We start from the raw sequence: 15544 nt of genomic DNA on the forward strand, positions 1-15544 counted from the left end.
TGAGGGCGTTTTCGGAAAAACCGGGCGATTTGAGCCGAAACGCTGTGACCAGGGATTACGCATATCGAGACCTGCATATGAACGTAAGGGGGCGGGGCGGGGGTCGCTTGCAGTGCTCGGCGACGCACCGGAACCGAGGCGGGCGGTATGCAAAAGGCTGTTTTACACTGCACGCATGACTATGACGAACACCTCGCTACCAGCAGCGGGGCAGAAACTACCGACCAACCAGGTCGTGCCCCTGATGACAGCGCTGCTGGTGGCTGTCTTCGCATTCCAACTCAACGCGTCCATGTTGTCGCCGGCGTTGGCGACCATGGAGGTCGAACTTGACGCGACCACCGCGCAGATCGGCATGACGCAGACGGCGTTCTTCACCGCCGCCGCTGTGTTTGCTCTGTTTATGCCGCGTTGGGGTGACTTGATTGGGCGTCGCAAGGTGTTGGTGACCATGATGGCCGTCACCGTGATCGGTTCGGTCGTTGCGGCGCTGGCCACGAACGTGACCATGCTGTTCATCGGCCGCGTCATCCAGGGTGTGTCCGGCCCGACGGTGGCGCTGACGTCGGTCATGCTGCGCCAGGCTGTGCGTGAGGAGAAGCAGTTCGCGTTCCTGGTGGGCATTCTGACCTCGGTGAACGGCGGCATCGCGGGTGTGGACGCGCTGCTGGGCGGCTGGCTTACCGACGCCTTCGGCTTCCGCTCCCTCTTCTGGGTCATCGGCGCCTCCGCACTCATCGCCGTGTTCGCCGTGCAGTTCGGTGTGCCGGAGACCAAGTCGAATGAGTTGCAGCCGATGGACTGGAAGGGCGTTGTCGGCCTGGTTATCGGTGCCGCCGCGATCCTGACCGCGCTGAACATGGCCGGCGAGCTCGCCGCCGCCAACTGGGTCATGGTCTTCATCCTGCTGGCCATCGGCGCGGCGTCGCTGGTGTGGTTCTGGCGCACCGAGAAGTCCACCCCGCATCCGCTGATGTCCACCGAACTGCTCACCCAGCGCCGCACCTGGGCGCTGCTGCTGACCACCACCCTGACCATGACCGGTGTGTTCGCCGTCATGAACGGCCTCGTGCCCAACCTCGCCCAGGACGCCGAGGCCGGTCCGGGCATGTCCGCCGGTGTCGTGTCCTGGTGGACGCTCACCCCGTACGCGCTCGCCGGCCTGGTTATGGGCCCGGTTTCGGGCTGGCTTGCCGGCCGCGTGGGCTACAAGATCATCCTGCAGATCGGTATCGCAGGTGCGGCGTTGTCGGTGCTGTTCGGTGTGGTAGTCGTCGGCAATGCGACGCCCGCGCTGCTGCTGGCCATGTCGATCCTCGCCGGCATCACCTACGCCGGCATGGGCAACATCATGCTCGGCTCGCTTGGCGTCGTGCTCGCGCCGAAGCACAACCAGGGCTACCTGCCGGGGCTCAACGGCGGCGCGTTCAACCTGGGTGCGGGCCTGTCGTTCACGATCATTTTTGCCGTGTTCACCGCCACGAACGGCAGCTACCACGCGGGCATGATCACGGGCGCGGTCCTGCTCGGCTGCGCGTTCGCCGCGTCGTTCCTCATCCCGAAGCCGGAAACCATCCCGGACACGCTCGCAGCAGAGGACGTGGCTGCCCGTGCGTAAGATCATCATCGACTGCGACCCTGGCCACGACGATGCCGTCGCCATCCTGCTCGCGCTTGGCAATCCAGACATTGAGCTCCTTGGCTTAACGACGATCGGCGGCAACCACACCATCGATAAAGTCACCCACAACGCGCTTCAGGTGCTGACCATCGCCGGGGCCACCAACGTGCCGGTGTACCGGGGTGCGACGCGACCGCTCATCAACGAGGTTGTTACCGCCGAGGACATCCACGGCGACACCGGCATGGAAATCCACGGCTACGACCTGCCCGAGCCTGAGGTTGGGGTGGAGGATGAGCATGCGGTGCGGTGGATCGTCGATACGCTGATGCGCGAAGAACCCGGCACCGTGACGTTGGTTCCGACCGGACCGCTGACCAACATCGCGCTGGCCGTGCGCATGGAACCACGGATCGTCTCGCGCGTGCGCGAAGTCGTGCTCATGGGCGGGGCGTACGGCACCGGTAACTGGACCGCGTCTGCCGAGTTCAACACGTGGGTGGACCCCGAGGCCGCCGCGATCGTCTTCGGCGAGGACTGGCCCGTGGTCATGGTCGGCCTGGACCTTACCCACCAGGCGCTGGCCACCCCGGAGGTGGAGTCGCGCTTCGCTGCGCTTGGCACCTCCGCCGGCGACTTCTGCGTCGGACTCATCGACGCCTTCCGACGCAACTACAAAGACGCCCAAGGCTTTGACAACCCACCAGTCCACGACCCCTGCGCCGTCGCCTACGTCATCGACCCCTCCGTCGTCGAGACCGTGGCTGTGCCCCTGTCCGTGGAGCTGTCGGGTGCGCTGACCCGCGGGCGGACCGTGGCGGACTTCCGCGTGCTGGACCCGTCCGACTGCAACACGTCCGTGGCCACGCGCCTGGACGTGGAGCGCTTCTGGGACCTCGTCGTCGACGCAGTCCAGCGCCTGGGGTAGGGGCGGGGCGCTTCGGGCGCAGGCCTGCCCCGTCTTCTCGGCCAAACGGCACATTTCGCTGATTTTGGGCGAGATGCGCGGTGTTGGATGTGCCGTTTAGCTTTGCGACGCCACCTTCCCGACCCCACCCAACACATGGTGAGAACGTAACGGTGAGGACGGCAAAATATCGGCATCTTCACCGTTGTATTCTCACCATGTGTGTGTCCGAGCGTGTCTGGCGGTACCGGCAACCACGCCAAACCGGCGACACCTACGCACACGTCCCACACCGTCATCACCGGCGCCCGCGCCGAACGCCGGGAAGTACAGGAGTAAACCACTACGATGACGCGCATGTACTTCGACAACGTGTTCACCGCCGTGGGGTTCTCGTTTGCCCTGATGGATCTCATTGGGGTGTTTTTGAATGCGCTTATGGGTGGGCTCGTCGCTAGGCGGTTGCGCTTTGACGCCGTCGGTTTCATGCTGATTTCCATCATTTCGGGCATGGCGGGCGGCATGATCCGCGACGCCCTGATTGGCGCCACGCCCGCGTCGGCGCTGCAAAACCCCTGGTACATCGGCACCGCGTTGGTGGGGTCGCTGTTTGCGTTTCTGATCCCGCTGTCGGGTCTGACGTGGGAGTTGTTCCGTTTCCACGGCGACATGATCATCGTCGGTGTGTGGGCGGTAACGGGCACGGTGACGGCGATGCGCGCCGACATCACGTGGTTTGGCTGCATCCTCATGGGCGTGCTCACCGCGACCGGCGGCATGGTGATTCGCGAGATGATGATTGGCCAGATCCCGTCCATACTTATCGACCGCCAGTGGTACGTCGTGCCGGCGATTGTGGCGTCGATTAGCGTGCAACTGTTTTACGACCTCAACCTGCAATCCATCGGTCTCGCGGTGTCCGCTCTGATTGGTTTCGGCCTCGGCGTGGCGGCGTACTGGTTCGGCTGGCACGTGCCCGGCATCGAGGCGCTGGCGAATGTCGACGATTTCTTCACCCGCATCAAACACCGCGTCGGCGACCGCCTCCCACGCACCCCCAGCGCCCTGCGTCAACGTGCCGAGCGCGCGCAACGCCCCGGCATGCTCGTACACGCGCCGACGCGCAAAGACATTCACGACATTCTGGGCAATCGTATCGACGACCGCCGCAACGTCACCCACGAAGAATTCCTCGACGCCCTCTACCGCGCCTACATCGACCCGACCGGCCCGGGCGGTGCGGGCTCTGGCGCTGGCGCGGGCGACCGCAAGAAGTAGCCGCCCGTATGAAACCATAGGCAGGTGCTTCTCCTTGTTGCGCTCGCCGTCGGCGGGCTGATTCCAATTCAAACCGCGGCCAACTCGCGCCTGCGCCTGAGCGTGGGCAACTTCCCAGTTGTGTCGGCGCTGATTTCGTTTTCGGTGGCGTTGCTTGTGGCTATCGTGGCGACCACCATTCTGCAGGGCAACCCGCTACCACAGTTCGCGCCGGGTACCTCCGCGCCGTGGTGGACGTGGCTCGGCGGTGTGATGGGTGTGTGCTTCGTGCTGGGCAACATTCTGCTGTTCCCACGCCTTGGCGCGGTGCAGACTGTGGTGTTGCCGATCCTTGGGCAGGTGGTGATGGGCCTGATCATCGACTGGTTTGGGTTGTTCGGAGCACCGCGTATCGACGTCACCCCGCCCCGCATCGCCGGCGCCATCGTCGTGTTCGTCGGCATCGTGGTGGTGCTGCGGGCAGGCAAGTCAGGGAAGGGCGCGGCTGCTGCCGCTGCATCTGGCGACGCCACCGGCCTCGAACTCTGGCTCTTCCGCCTCTTGGGCGTCTTAGTCGGCGTCGGCTCCGCGGTGCAGACCGCAGTGAACGGATACCTAGGAACGATCGCCGGCTCCTCCCTCCACGCCGGCGAAATCAATCTCTCCGTCGGCGTGGTGCTGTTGCTGATCGCCGCGTTTGTCACCTCACCGAAGCAGTTCACCCGCAAGCCGACGCCGGGCCCGGCCTGGATGTGGCTCGGCGGCCTCGTCGGCGCCATCTTTGTGATCTCCGGCGCGACCCTGTCGCCACTGCTCGGCACCGCCACCACCGTGATCGCTTTCAACGCCGGCACCATCGCCGCCGGACAGGCCCTCGAGGCCCGTGGTGCTTTTGGCGCCCGCAAGAACCCGCTCACCGCCACGCGTCTCGTCGGCCTGGTCGTGATCTTCCTTGGCGTCCTCGCCGTGCGGTTGCTGTAGGCAATCGGCGCCGCGGCGCGCGGACGGATTGCGCTCGAGGGGGGAGTAGCGCGAAAACGCAGCTTAGGGGCAAACCCGAACTCGTGGATCTGAGTTCGGGTTTGCCCCTAAGCTCATTTTGCGACATATACAACCCCACACTCGGCGCTGAAAACCACGCCACTCAACCTCAACCAGAGGTCGAGTAAATAGGGGGATCAAGCAGCGGTTGAGGGTTGCTCGCGGGGCTCGTGTGACGCAAGATCGGTCGCGAGCCGAAAGGGCTCAAAGAGTAACCAGAGGCCGTTGGGGAAGACGAACCTCTCGTCTCGCACTCCGCCGCTCGGGCTAGTCACCCGGACACGGACAACCGTCCGTCGCGGCGTCCCGCTTAGTCACCGGGGCAGGAGTGCGCCAAGCAAGACATCGAGTGCTGCACGCAAAACAGCGGCACAGCACCGATGCTGAAAGCACAGAAGGGTCCCCACCAATGACGACAACACTGGCTGCGCCCCGCGCGTGCCGTCCGACACGCAATCGACTCACGTGGACGCTCCACATTGAGGGGATGTTGGGCAGGGTGCGTGGGGTCGTCGAGAAGCAAATGCTCTTATTGCCCGAGGGTGAGCCGGGCGAGGTCTGGTTCACGCGCTGGCAGCGGCGGCCGGATCGCACGTACTCGTGCAGCGAAACGATCCGCGCCACGGAGGCGGAGATTGAGCCGTTTCGGCGCGCGATTGAGCGGTTGGCGGCGGAGGAGAACTTCGTGGCGAGGCTGACGCAGCGCTCGTACCATGGGGCGCATGTCTACTAAATATCGAGTACAAAATCCGAAGAACAACGAGATTGTCGCAACGTACGATTTCATTAGCGACGACGCCCTCGACACCGCCCTGACCACCGCAAACGACACGTTTAAGCAGTGGCGCGAGAAGCCGTTTGAGGAGCGTGCGGAGGTGCTGCGGAAGGTCGCGAAGCTTTTCGACGACAAACGCGACGAACTCACCCGCATCATCGCCGAAGAGATGGGCAAGCCGGTCGACCAGGGCGACGGCGAAATCGACGACGTAGTCGAGATTTTCAATTACTACGCCGACAACGGCGCCGAGTTCGGGGCTGACGAGGAGATCCCGAACAAGCGTGGCGGCACGTCGATTATGCGCAAGGTTCCGTTCGGCGTGATCCTGGGCATCATGCCGTGGAATTACCCGTATTACCAGGTCGCGCGCTTCGCCGCGCCCGCGCTGATGGCCGGCAACGTCGTGCTGGTCAAGCACGCGGAGATCTGCCCGCGTTCGGCGGAGGCGATCCAGAAGATTTTCGACGAGGCCGGCGCGCCCAAGGGGCTGTTCACGAATCTGTACGCGAAGCATTCGCAAATCTCGCGCATTATTAACGACGACCGCGTCCAAGGCGTTTCCCTCACTGGCTCCGAGCGCGCCGGGCGTGCCATCGCCTCCCAGGCCGGCCAGGCGCTGAAGAAGTGCGTGCTCGAGCTGGGCGGCACCGACGCCTACATCGTGCTCGACTCCACCGACGTCCCGGCCGCCGCGAAGACCGCGTGGAACAAGCGCATTTCCAACACCGGCCAGGCCTGCACCTCCAACAAGCGCATGATCGTGATGGAGGACATTTACGACGAATTCGTCGACGAACTCGTCTCCCTCGCTTCCAAGTGCGAAGCCGGCGATCCGCTCAACCCGGAGAAGGGCCGTTACTACCCGCTGTCCTCGCGCGACGCCGCCGAAAACCTCGCCCAGCAGCTGAAGATCGCCGTCTCTGAAGGCGCGAACCTGCGCGTTGGCGGCGAGGTCACCGGCAAGGGCGCCTACATCACCCCGGCCGTGATCACCGACATCCCGGTCGGTTCCGACTCCTACTACGAGGAGTTCTTCGGCCCCGTCGCCGAGGTATACAAGGTGTCCTCTGAGGAGGAGGCCATTGAGGTGGCCAACAACTCCCGCTACGGCCTCGGCGGCGCCGTGATGTCCGAGGACGTCGAGCGCGCCAAGCGCGTTGCCGACAAGGTGGACACCGGCATGATCCACGTCAACATCCCGCAGGCCCGCGGCGCCGAGCTGCCGTTCGGCGGTGTGAAGGCTTCCGGTCTGGGCCGCGAACTGGGCCCACTGGGCATGGATGAGTTTGTGAACAAGCAGCGCTTCTACATCGCCGGCTCCGACTCGGCGGTGTAAGGAGGCGCGCCCTAGTCGGCGTCGGTGTACTTGCCGTCGCCGAAGGGGTCGTGGATGCGATCCACCAGGTCCGCCACCGAGTCGAACACGGCGGTGGGGCGGTAGGGGTAGCGGGCGATTTCGGCGTCGTCGCTGATGCCGGAGCGCACGAGCACGGTGCGCATGCCGGCTTCGAGGCCGGATTTCACGTCGGTGTCCATGCGGTCGCCGATCATGACGGTGTTGTCAGAGTGGGCGCCGATGTTGTTCAGTGCGGAGCGCATCATGACGGGGTTAGGTTTGCCCACGTAGTAGGGCTCCATGCCGGTCACGGCGGTGATCATGGCGGCGACGGAACCGGTTGCGGGTACGACCCCGCGCGGGCCAGGCCCGGTCAGGTCGGGGTTCGTCGCGATGAAGCGGGAGCCGCGCCGGATCAGGTTCGAGGCGGTGGTGAGCGCTTCGAAGGAGTAGGTGCGGGTTTCGCCGAGTACGACGAAGTCGGGGTCCGCGTCGGTAAGAATCCAGCCGATTTCGTGCAGGGCCGTGGTCAGGCCGGCCTCGCCGATGACGTACGCGGAGGCCTCGCCGGCTTGCTGCGAGAGAAACTTCGCGGTCGCCGTCGCGGAGGTCCAGATCCGTTCCGGTTCGATGTCCAGGCCCATGCGCTGCAGTTTCGCGGAGAGGTCGCGTGGGGTTTGCATCGAGTTGTTGGTCAGCACCATGAACTCGATTTCCTCATCGCGCAGGGTGGAGATGAACTCCTTCGCGCCGGGAATGACCGAGCCCTCTTTGTGGAGGACGCCGTCCATGTCGGTCAGGTATGAAATCATTCGTGTTCCTCCAGGTAGTCGGCGAGTTCGCCGGCGGTGGGGTGGTCGGTAAGTACGGTGTCGTCGATACGCACGCCGAAGGTGTCCTCGATCCGCACGGCGAGTTCGATGCGGTCGAGGGAGGCGATTGCGGTGTCGTCGAAACGCGAGCTTTGCTTGACGACGACACCCGTCACCTCCTCAACCAATCCCGCGAGACGAGCAAACGTGTCTGCCGGGGTTTCCTCCTCGAGTTGGAGGCCACCGAGATCCAAGCGTTGCGAAAGTTCCATGCCGTTATGATAGGCCCATGCACCGCCTCGCAGTTCCGGCAGCAGCCGTTGTGATCACCAGCCTCGTCGCCCCCGTCGCCGGCGCCGCAACGATGGCGGAAACGTACAAGCCGTACTTCGCGCCGGAGACATCGCACGTGTACGGCCCGCCGGGCGACTACTACACCAACCCCGTTTACCTGGAGTTGAAGGACGTGCCGGAGGGTGCGCGGTGGAGCCTGACCGGGGAGAACACGATCCGCCACCGTTTTCAGGTGGACAAGGTGGACGACAAACTTCGGGTCAACCTCAACCACAACGGCGATACGCCGGTGCAGCGCGGCGAGAACACGCAGCAGATTCCGGTGCGGGTGCACTTTCCGGACAACTCGACGGACCTCTATTTCCCCGAGGTCACGCTGATCCCGGACCACGCGTTTCTGTACGATCCGGAATACGACTCCGCCGAGGCCGACCCCGGCCAAACCGTAACGCTCACCCCGACCAACGTCCGCCACCTGGACCTTCCTAACGACGCGACGTGGGAGGTCAAGGGCACCTACGACTCGGTTGACCAGAAGACCGGGGCGATTACCGTGACCCTGCCCAAGGACTCCTACGACAGCGCGAACCTTGACGTGACCGCCACGTTCGCCGACGGCTCGAAGCGTTCGACGACGGCGAGGGTGACGAATACGGGACGTGGGGTCGTCGAGAAGCAAACGCCCGCGCCTGCGCCTGCGGGATCGACACCGCTGCAAAAAGTCGCGCTGGTCTTCGGCATCCTCGCCGTCATCGTCGGCATCGGCTTCGCCGCCATGCCCTACCTGGGACAACTCGGATTATGATGCGCACCGGCACCATCGACCGCGACGGCATCACCATCCACTACTACGACGTCGGGCCCCGCGACGCCGGCCTGACCGTCGTCTACGCACACGGCTTCAACATCGCCGCCGCCGAATACAAACTGCAGGTCGAAGCCATTTCCGGCGTGCGCCAAATCCTTGTCGACGTCCGCGGCCACGGCAAAACCGGCTACGCCGACCCCAGCCTGCTCACCATCGATTCCGCCGCCGACGACATCGCCGCCGTCCTGAGCCACCTCGGTATCGACGACCCCCTCATCACCGTCGGACACTCCCTCGGCGGTCCGATCTCCCTGTCCCTGATGCGCCGCCACCAGTTCAACTGGGTCGGATCCGTGCAAATCTCCAGCACCGTCGACCCCTTCACCGCCCGCGGCCTACCACGCCTCCTCGGTGGGGGATTCGGCCGGTCGCTCGGGTGGTTTGTGGATAGGCTGCCACACGCCGCCGAAGGCATCCGACGCCTGGTGACCGACATGATCGCCCCCATCCTCGCGCGCTGGTTCTACTTCCGGCCCGTACCGTGGTCCCTGATCACATTCCACGCCCGCATGATCAAAGCCACGCCGCTCGCCACCTATCGAGGCTTCTTCGACGACCTCCAAACCCACTCCGAACGCGGCGCCGCCGCCGTCCTGGCCACCATCCCCGGCTACATCCTCGTCGGCGACCGCGACAACGTCGCCCCCGTCAGCCAATCCGCTGAACTCGCCGCGATCTGGCCGGGCGCCTACTTCCAAATCCTGCCCGAGTCAGGGCACATGCCGCCTCTCGACGACCCCGGCGCCGTCACCGCCGCCATCGAGCGCGTCATCGCCCTGGCGCGAGGGTAGGGCCGGCGCGACCGCGCCTGCGGCCGGCGCGGCAGCCACCAGCCGGCGCCACCAGCCGCCGAGGTTTCTGACACATCCCGGCAGAATCTGTCAGCGTGGGGTATCGGTGCAGGTCAGCGGTTTTCGGGGTCGGCGTCGATGTGAAATGTGTCAGGAGCATCTGCTCCTGGCCAAAATAATTCCCGGGTCCGCGCCGTTTCGTGGAACTATTTGGGCTTTTAAGGTGTTGCAAAATCGGCGACCTGGGGAAACGCGGCCGCGGAAAGCCCCAAACCCGAAGAAAGTTCCCGGCCGGGGAACTATTTTCGGAAAGGGTGGCAGGCGGAAAGACAAGCCACCTCACACAACGAAAACCGCCCCAGCCAGTTCAAAAACGGCCGGGACGGTTGGGGGATCACAGAACTACTCTGCGGCGTTCTCCGGTCCCTCGTCGTCGGAGTCGAGGGTCGGCTTCGCGGCGGTCGGATCGTCGATCTTCAGATCCTTCGCAGCCTTCGCCACAACATCGCGATCGATCTTGCCTTCGTTGGCCAGGCCCATCAGGGCGGCGACGGCCATGGACTCGGCGTCGATGTTGAAGAAGCGGCGGGCGGCTTCGCGGGTGTCGGCGAAACCGAAGCCGTCGGCACCAAGCACGATGTACTGGCCCGGGACGTAGGCGCGAATCTGCTCCTGCAGGTCGGAAGCGAAATCGGAGGTCGCGATGTACGGGCCTTCGGTCTGCTTAAGCTGCTTGGTCGCAAATGCCTCTTCAACCTCTTCGCCCGGGTTGCGGAGCTGCTCGGCAGCCTTGCGCTGACCCTCACGGGCGAGTTCGGTCCAGGAGGTGACGGAGTAGATCGCGGTGCCGACGTTGTACTTCTCCTGCAGGATCTCCTGGGCGCGCAGTGCCTGCTGCATACCCACGCCGGAGGCGAGCAGGGAGACCTTGTGCTCGAGGTCCTTGCCTTCGTCGTAAAGGTAGATGCCCTTGTGCAGGCCCTCAACGTCGAGGTTGTCCGGGCGTGCCGGCTGGTGGTGCGGCTGGTTGTAGACGGTGATGTAGTACATCACGTCCTCGTCCTTGTCCGCGCCCTGGCCGTACATGCGCTCGATGCCCTTGGAGATGATGTATGGCATCTCGTAGGCGAACGCCGGGTCGTACGGGATGACGGCAGGGTTGGTGGAGGCCAGGATCGGGGAGTGGCCGTCCATGTGCTGCAGGCCCTCTCCGAAGAGGGTGGTGCGGCCGGCGGTTGCGCCGACGATGAAGCCGCGGCCCATCTGGTCGCCGGCGGCCCAGAAGTTGTCGCCGGTGCGCTGGAAGCCGAACATCGAGTAGAAGATGTACATCGGGATCATCGGCTCGCCGTGGGTGGCGTACGACGTTGCTGCTGCGATGAAGGATGCGGAGGAGCCGTCCTCGTTGATGCCTTCGTGCAGGATCTGGCCATCGGTGGACTCGCGGTAGGACAGCTGCAGGTCGTGGTCGACCGGCACGTAGTTCTGGCCGTGCGGGTTGTAGATCTTCTGGGTCGGGAACCAGGAGTCCAGGCCGAAGGTACGGGCCTCGTCCGGGATGATCGGGACGACGCGCTTGGCCAGCTCCTTGTCGCGCATGAGCGCCTTGAACGTGCGCACGAGCGCCATGGTGGAGGCGACTTCCTGCTTGCCGGAGTCCTTGAACAGTGCCTTGAAGGTCTTTTCAAAGTCAGGCTGCTCGAGTGGGGTGTACTGCTCCCGACGCTCCGGCAGGTAGCCGCCGAGTTCCTCGCGGCGTGCCTTGAGGTACTTGATCTCCTCGGCGTCCTCGCCCGGGTGGTAGTACGGCGGCAGGTACGGATCCTTTTCCAGTTCTTCGTCGGAAATCGGGATCTGCTGCTTGTCGCGGAAGAGCTTCAGGTCTTCCAGGGCCAGCTTCTTCATCTGGTGGGTTGCGTTGCGGCCCTCGAAGTTGTGGCCGAGGCCGTAGCCCTTGACGGTGTGGGCGAGGATGACGGTCGGCTTGCCCTTGGTCTCCAGGGCGCGCTTGTAGGCGGCGTAGACCTTGCGGTAGTCGTGGCCGCCGCGGCGCAGGTTCCAGATCTCTTCGTCGGTCATGTCTTCGACGAGCTTCTTGGTGCGCTCGTCGCGGCCGAAGAAGTGTTCGCGGACGTAGGCGCCGTCGTTGGCCTTGAAGGTCTGGTAGTCGCCGTCCTTGGTGGTGTTCATGATGTGGACGAGTGCGCCGTCCTCGTCCTTCTCAAGCAGTTCGTCCCACTCGCGGCCCCAGACGACCTTGATGACGTTCCAGCCGGCACCGACGAAGAAGCTCTCCAGTTCTTGGATGATTTGGCCGTTGCCGCGCACTGGGCCGTCGAGACGCTGCAGGTTGCAGTTGATCACGAAGGTGAGGTTGTCCAGACCGTAGAGGGAAGCCATCTGGATGAGGCCGCGGGATTCGGGCTCGTCCATTTCGCCGTCGCCAAGGAACGCCCAGACGTGCTGCTGGTCGGTGTCCTTGATGCCGCGGTCCTGCAGGTACTTGTTAAAGCGTGCCTGGTAGATGGCGTTCATTGGGCCAAGGCCCATGGACACGGTCGGGAACTCCCAGAATTTCGGCATGCCGTGCGGGTGCGGGTAGGACGGCAGGCCGCCCTGCTCGCGGGAATGCTCCTGGCGGAAGCCGTCCAGGTCGTCTTCGGAGAGGCGGCCTTCGAGGAAGGCGCGGGCGTACATGCCTGGGGATGCGTGGCCCTGGAAGAAGATCTGGTCGCCGCCCTGTGGTGCGTCTTTGCCCTTGAAGAAGTGGTTGAAGCCAACTTCGTAGAGGGCTGCCGCGGAGGCGTAGGTGGAGATGTGGCCGCCAACGCCGATGCCCGGGCGCTGTGCGCGGTGCACCATGACGGCTGCGTTCCAGCGCATCCAGCGGCGGTAGCGCTTCTCAATTTGCTCGTCGCCAGGGAATTCCGGCTCGAGTTTGGTTGGGATGGTGTTCACCAGGTCCGTGGAGGACAGCGCCGGCAGTGGTACTCGCTTGGCGTTGGCGCGCTCAATGAGGCGAAGCATGAGGTAGCGGGCGCGCTCCGGGTCGGACTCCTCGAGCAGGCCGTCGAGGGAGTACATCCACTCTTGGGTTTCCTCCGGGTCCGCGTCATGCAGGTAGGAAGCTACGCCTTCGCGCAGCGACAGGATATTCGTATCGACGTCAGAAGCGTTCTTCACGCGACCATCGATCATCTCGGTGTCCTTTTCGGCCACTTCAACCTCCTGGGTTCATCGGGGCAATACACCGACAAGGATACGTTCTTTTGCTCGCTAGTTCTTACATCGGATGGCTTTTGGTGAGACTAATTGTTGGTTTGTCGCCATTGAGCACGGTGGGGCGGTATGCTGACGTGCATTCGTACAACTACAACTGGAGGATTTAGACACTTGAGTGCCACAGGAGTGGACACCTACGCCGACCGTTTTGGGGTTGGCCCCGACCTTGTCGTTCAGGAGATCGGCTGGGGTGAGGATGCGGATTCGTCCATCTCGGAAGCCATCGAGGATGCCATCGGAGCAATGCTTCTTGACGACGACACCCTCGAGCCCTGCGACCTCGTCCTCCTTTGGTTCCGTGAAGGCGACGGTGACCTTGTCGATGAACTCGTCGACGCCACCCGCAACCTCGGCTCCGGTGGCCGCATCTGGCTGATGACGCCCGGCGCCGGCTTCCCGGGTGTTGTCGCACCGGGCCTGATCGCAGAGTCTGCCCAGTTGGCCGGTCTGCTGCAGACCAAGGCCGACCGCTTCGGCGACTGGCAAGGCTCTTGCCTCGCCGCCCCCAAGCGGTAGTTTCCGGCGTGTAACCTGCGGGTTTCCCGTTTTCGCTAATGCTTTGGTAGTGTTACCGGGCAGCGCGCCGTTAGCTCAGCTGGAAGAGCAACTGGTTTACACCCAGTAGGTCGGCGGTTCGAGCCCGTCATGGCGCACCAGGTCAAGGCCCCTCTTCGGAGGGGCCTTTTCGTAGCTTGGTGTGAGTCCGCAGGCTGGGGTTAAGGCTCAAAATGTGTGTCTGCTATCGGCGTGACATTCTCATTAATGCTCTGCCGTTCATTGGGCGAAAGAATATGTTACCGTCATCTCACAAGGCGTCTTAAGTGAGCAAGAGCTCACAGGACATCTCGACAGAGCAAGCTCTCGCAGAATATTCTTAGAAAGAGGTTAGGAATGCGCCTACTCTTTAGAAGGGCATTGGCAGTTGCACTTTCGGTATCGGCGCTAGGAATCTCCTCCCCTACGACGGTAACGGCAAAGCCAATTGACGTCGCCGAGGCGCAGATGTTATTTGCCGAGGATTCGAACCTCACCGTGGCTGAAGAGGCATCTTTTAGGGCGATGGACAGGTATGTTGATTTTGAACATGCACGGTTTGATTATCGAGCAGCTCAGTCGGATCCAGACGTGGATTCCGGTGTACTGAATGAGTTCTCAGGAACTCTTCTTGCGCAAGGCTGGAATGTTGACGCGGACGAATCAGACCTAGCGATTCTTGAACGCGAAGCGGATGCTATCGAACCGGCTATTCAGTTTTACGATGCATGTCAAGGACGGAATGGGTTCCAAAAGCTACCACCCGGTATCTTGCTAAATAGCTGCGCGGCATCTGCACTCCAGAATGCGTACGCCGCTGGCGCTGGTGTTGCCGCGTTAGCTGCGTTAATTACTGCAGAAACAGGTGTAGGCGGGTTTCTTGCTGGCGCTATTGCTGGAGGCTTAGCGGCGGAATCTGGCATTTTAGGCATCTGCGGTTCGTGGAATCGAGGAATTAGACTTTTCCCTGGTGGAATTTGCTGGTCACAGTAGGTATAAATGCGCTTGCTACGTGTTGTCATCGGTATCATTATCGCTATAGGTGTTATCCTGAGTATTATTCAAGTAGCACTTTCTGCGTGGTCTAATCCGATTTTGTCCGTAGGTCCCATTTTATCGATTACAGGTGCTCTAGCGGGCATTTTGTACGTAGTCTTGGTGAGATACCGTGAACGAGACAGAGACTAGTATATTCAAATTCTTGCTTCCTGCGTGAGCCGCTATTCTATAACTACTATTTGAGCGTTAAGGGTCAAAAAGGGTGTCTAGCTCGGCGTGTCGCGAGGGTTAGATGTGGCCTTTTGGATGCCGATTGAGTGGGTGTAGTTGGTGTCGATAGCGCCCTCGTAGAAGGCTGGTCGTCGAAGTTTCGTGGTCGGCTTGGTTCCCGTTTCGGGTCAGGGTGGATACTTTGGCCAGTTAGTCCTGACCCCAGTTGGGCTGCCCGGCGATCTCAACGGGGTCGTCAGGCAGTTCCGTTTTTAGGTAGAGCCACCAATCCAACATGCGGCGTTGATGTTCCCGGATCTTCCCCGGTGGGTGCGGGCCAGCAGTTTCAACTGGGCGTTGATTCCGCCTTCCGGCTGTTTGGTGGCTTTGATCCGGCTGGCGTCGAGCACACCGTCGGGTGGGGCGAGGTAGACCAACAGTAAGTTGCCCCGCCATAGGTGGTTGAGGCTGTTGTAGGCCTTGCGGGTGCGTTCATGAGTCCATGACCAGGCGCGTTGCCGTGTCGCCGGGTCGGTTGTGAACGTTTTCTGGTTCATCCAGTCACGGTAGATAGTGCCGTATTCGTGCAGTTGCGCACCCCACGCGGCCGCCTCGTCAAGATCGGTGATCTTCGTGAGGTTGAGCGCGATCTGGTAAATCGCTCGTCCTGCATCGGTGCGGGGACGTGCGGTGGTGTGCCGGCGCACCACGCGTTGGGCGTGGACGAGGCAGCGCTGCACTTTCGTTGTGGGCCAGCATGCCTTGATTGCGCTGGCAGCGCTGTGTTTTGTCAAGTTGTTTTAGGCCGTTTCGG

General features: G+C 62.9%; 13 protein-coding genes, 1 tRNA gene and 1 pseudogene. 11 read left to right on the plus strand and 4 right to left on the minus strand.

All coding sequences use genetic code 11. The features are described from left to right. Nucleotides 1-175: 175 nt before the first annotated feature. From HMPREF2656_RS02750 to HMPREF2656_RS02775, 6 genes are all read left to right on the plus strand, one after another. Nucleotides 176-1618, plus strand: a complete 1443-nt coding sequence (locus HMPREF2656_RS02750; protein WP_371440642.1) for a uridine transporter UriT — start codon at nt 176-178, stop codon at nt 1616-1618. Further along, nucleotides 1611-2549: a uridine-preferring nucleoside hydrolase UriH gene (locus HMPREF2656_RS02755; protein ID WP_070815797.1), complete on the plus strand. Its 939-nt coding sequence runs from the start codon at nt 1611-1613 to the stop codon at nt 2547-2549. Before HMPREF2656_RS02750 ends, HMPREF2656_RS02755 begins: the two co-directional genes overlap by 8 nt. Before the next feature lie 336 nt (nt 2550-2885). Further along, the gene (locus tag HMPREF2656_RS02760; protein WP_168167522.1) at nt 2886-3806 is read left to right on the plus strand and encodes a trimeric intracellular cation channel family protein; all 921 of its coding nucleotides are present in this window, start codon (nt 2886-2888) and stop codon (nt 3804-3806) included. Between the two features lie 24 nt (nt 3807-3830). Then, the gene (locus HMPREF2656_RS02765; RefSeq protein ID WP_070815799.1) at nt 3831-4766 is read left to right on the plus strand and encodes a DMT family transporter; all 936 of its coding nucleotides are present in this window, start codon (nt 3831-3833) and stop codon (nt 4764-4766) included. 583 nt (nt 4767-5349) lie between these two features. Further along, a complete protein-coding gene (locus HMPREF2656_RS02770; protein ID WP_141739398.1) occupies nt 5350-5559 on the plus strand; it encodes a hypothetical protein in 210 nt (69 codons plus the stop codon). Continuing rightward, the gene (locus HMPREF2656_RS02775) at nt 5549-6940 is read left to right on the plus strand and encodes an NAD-dependent succinate-semialdehyde dehydrogenase (protein ID WP_070815806.1); all 1392 of its coding nucleotides are present in this window, start codon (nt 5549-5551) and stop codon (nt 6938-6940) included. The genes HMPREF2656_RS02770 and HMPREF2656_RS02775 overlap by 11 nt, the downstream gene beginning before the upstream one ends. Nucleotides 6941-6951: 11 nt before the next feature. Here the strand turns inward: HMPREF2656_RS02775 and HMPREF2656_RS02780 are convergent, their stop codons facing one another. Then, the gene (locus HMPREF2656_RS02780) at nt 6952-7752 is read right to left on the minus strand and encodes an HAD-IIA family hydrolase (RefSeq protein WP_070815800.1); all 801 of its coding nucleotides are present in this window, start codon (nt 7750-7752) and stop codon (nt 6952-6954) included. Beyond that, a complete protein-coding gene (locus HMPREF2656_RS02785; RefSeq protein WP_070570169.1) occupies nt 7749-8024 on the minus strand; it encodes an acyl carrier protein in 276 nt (91 codons plus the stop codon). The genes HMPREF2656_RS02780 and HMPREF2656_RS02785 overlap by 4 nt, the downstream gene beginning before the upstream one ends. 17 nt (nt 8025-8041) lie before the next feature. On the opposite strand from HMPREF2656_RS02785, the gene HMPREF2656_RS02790 reads away from it, so the two are divergent. Together HMPREF2656_RS02790 and HMPREF2656_RS02795 are read left to right on the plus strand one after the other, a co-directional pair. After that, nucleotides 8042-8851: a YPDG domain-containing protein gene (locus HMPREF2656_RS02790; protein WP_070815801.1), complete on the plus strand. Its 810-nt coding sequence runs from the start codon at nt 8042-8044 to the stop codon at nt 8849-8851. Next, nucleotides 8848-9705 (plus strand): alpha/beta fold hydrolase, encoded by an 858-nt coding sequence (locus tag HMPREF2656_RS02795; protein ID WP_083319416.1) that lies wholly within the window; start codon nt 8848-8850, stop codon nt 9703-9705. The genes HMPREF2656_RS02790 and HMPREF2656_RS02795 overlap by 4 nt, the downstream gene beginning before the upstream one ends. Nucleotides 9706-10107: 402 nt before the next feature. Here the strand turns inward: HMPREF2656_RS02795 and aceE are convergent, their stop codons facing one another. After that, nucleotides 10108-12903 (minus strand): pyruvate dehydrogenase (acetyl-transferring), homodimeric type, encoded by a 2796-nt coding sequence (gene aceE, locus HMPREF2656_RS02800; protein WP_070815807.1) that lies wholly within the window; start codon nt 12901-12903, stop codon nt 10108-10110. A gap of 195 nt (nt 12904-13098) precedes the next feature. Between aceE and HMPREF2656_RS02805 the strand changes: the two genes are divergently transcribed. The 3 genes from HMPREF2656_RS02805 (at nt 13099) to HMPREF2656_RS12735 (ending at nt 14514) form a co-directional block, all read left to right on the plus strand. After that, on the plus strand, nt 13099-13503 hold the full coding sequence (locus tag HMPREF2656_RS02805; protein WP_246816793.1) for a DUF3052 domain-containing protein: 405 nt from the start codon (nt 13099-13101) through the stop codon (nt 13501-13503). 64 nt (nt 13504-13567) lie between these two features. Next, nucleotides 13568-13643: transfer RNA gene (locus HMPREF2656_RS02810), tRNA-Val, on the plus strand. Nucleotides 13644-13902: 259 nt separating this feature from the next. Continuing rightward, a complete protein-coding gene (locus HMPREF2656_RS12735) occupies nt 13903-14514 on the plus strand; it encodes a hypothetical protein (protein ID WP_141760988.1) in 612 nt (203 codons plus the stop codon). Nucleotides 14515-14786: 272 nt separating this feature from the next. Here the strand turns inward: HMPREF2656_RS12735 and HMPREF2656_RS02815 are convergent. Continuing rightward, nucleotides 14787-15509 (minus strand): annotated as a pseudogene (locus HMPREF2656_RS02815) (IS256 family transposase); the annotation flags it as partial. Nucleotides 15510-15544: the final 35 nt, after the last annotated feature.

It is taken from the genome of Corynebacterium sp. HMSC034B08 (genome assembly GCF_001835805.1).
In the GTDB taxonomy this organism is placed as follows: Bacteria; Actinomycetota; Actinomycetes; order Mycobacteriales; family Mycobacteriaceae; genus Corynebacterium; species Corynebacterium coyleae.

Excerpts from the sequence above, each read along its gene's own strand:
- HMPREF2656_RS02795 (WP_083319416.1), top strand. The coding sequence starts at position 8,848 with ATGATGCGCACCGGCACCATCGACCGCGACGGCATCACCATCCACTAC.
- HMPREF2656_RS02790 (WP_070815801.1), top strand. The coding sequence starts at position 8,042 with ATGCACCGCCTCGCAGTTCCGGCAGCAGCCGTTGTGATCACCAGCCTC.
- HMPREF2656_RS02750 (WP_371440642.1), top strand. The coding sequence starts at position 176 with ATGACTATGACGAACACCTCGCTACCAGCAGCGGGGCAGAAACTACCG.
- aceE (WP_070815807.1), bottom strand. The coding sequence starts at position 12,903 with ATGATCGATGGTCGCGTGAAGAACGCTTCTGACGTCGATACGAATATC.
- HMPREF2656_RS02770 (WP_141739398.1), top strand. The coding sequence starts at position 5,350 with ATGCTCTTATTGCCCGAGGGTGAGCCGGGCGAGGTCTGGTTCACGCGC.
- HMPREF2656_RS02775 (WP_070815806.1), top strand. The coding sequence starts at position 5,549 with ATGTCTACTAAATATCGAGTACAAAATCCGAAGAACAACGAGATTGTC.
- HMPREF2656_RS02780 (WP_070815800.1), bottom strand. The coding sequence starts at position 7,752 with ATGATTTCATACCTGACCGACATGGACGGCGTCCTCCACAAAGAGGGC.
- HMPREF2656_RS02785 (WP_070570169.1), bottom strand. The coding sequence starts at position 8,024 with ATGGAACTTTCGCAACGCTTGGATCTCGGTGGCCTCCAACTCGAGGAG.
- HMPREF2656_RS02760 (WP_168167522.1), top strand. The coding sequence starts at position 2,886 with ATGTACTTCGACAACGTGTTCACCGCCGTGGGGTTCTCGTTTGCCCTG.